The 1,294-nt window shown below is 63.7% G+C and carries 1 protein-coding gene; it reads right to left on the reverse strand.

Annotation, left to right across the window (positions count from 1 at the left end):
• A partial coding sequence (locus tag QZH66_RS16240) for an alpha-hydroxy acid oxidase (RefSeq protein WP_305806917.1) occupies positions 1–1,087 on the reverse strand: 1,087 nt, incomplete at its 3' end.
• Positions 1,088–1,294 lie beyond the last annotated feature (207 nt).

Consider the following 1,294-nt stretch of genomic DNA (forward strand, 5'->3'; position numbering starts at 1 on the left):
GCCCCACTTGATCAGCGATGCGCGGCAGCATCACCAGCGGCGCTGCAGCGCCATCGAGCTGCCGGCCACCGTGGTTGGAGACAATGATGCCGTCTGCGCCGATTTCCACGGCTCGGCGCGCATCGTGTTCGTTCAACACACCTTTGATCACCAGATTCCCCGGCCAGCGGCGGCGAATGGCTTCCAGATGCTGCCAGTTCAGGTGGTCCCGGCCCGTCGTGTCGCGGATCGCGGAGTTCGACAGCATCGGAGCGCCCCGCGTGGCAAACGAGTTCTCGAAGTGCGGCATGCCATGGGACAGCAGCGTGCGCAGGAAGGTGCCCAACAGCCAGCGCGGCCGAATCATGCCGTCCCAGGCGAGGCGGACCGAGGGGCGCAACGGCATGGAGAAACNCGTGCGCAGGAAGGTGCCCAACAGCCAGCGCGGCCGAATCATGCCGTCCCAGGCGAGGCGGACCGAGGGGCGCAACGGCATGGAGAAACCCGTGCGGACATTGTTCTCGCGGTTGGCCCACACCGGGATGTCCACCGTGACCACCAAGGTCTTGAATCCCGCAGCCTTGACCCGATCAATGAGTCCGTCAATCCTGGAGGTGTCACCTGGCAGGTAGGCCTGAAACCAGGTGGATGGCGCCGCTTGATGGACATCTTCCATCCGGATGAGCGACGTCCCGCTCATGATGGCCGGGATGCCTGCGTTGGCCGCGGCCTGTGCCAGAACCAGGTCGCCGCGATAGGCGCAGATGGCGCTGATGCCGACCGGTGCCACACCGAAAGGTGATGCATAGGTGTCGCCAAAGAGCGTGGTTTTCTGGTTTCTGCGGGCCACATCCACCATCACCCGGGTAAGGAAGCTGTAGTCGCAGAATGCATCCCGGTTGGCCCTGAGCGACTTGTTGTCCTCTGCGGCACCCGCGATGTAGCCGAACAGCGGACGTGGCAGATGGCGTCGCGCTGCAGCCTCGAAGTCGTCCAGCGACAAGATGCGTTGCAGGCGACGCGGCAGGCCCACTCGCTTGCCATAGGCAGCCTGCGCGGCGCCAGGCGCACGAGAAGCGGCGGGCGAAAGGTTGGAATCAGAGCGCATTGGAGAGGGCACCAATCAAGAAGAGCTGGCAAAGCGGCAAATGCCCGACCTGGTTTGCACGCAAGTCGGGCATCGCGCGGTTGTGTGCCGAATATTAGCGGGCGAAAGTGCCGCGCTGGCGCACCAGTTCCCGGTGCAGATGCTCGTTCTTTTCGAACGGTGCATGGCCATGCACATAGAAGCAGTTGTTCAGCACAACCAGGTCAG

Origin of the sequence: Stenotrophomonas sp. YIM B06876 (assembly GCF_030711595.1) — a bacterium.
Classification (GTDB): Bacteria; Pseudomonadota; Gammaproteobacteria; order Xanthomonadales; family Xanthomonadaceae; genus Stenotrophomonas.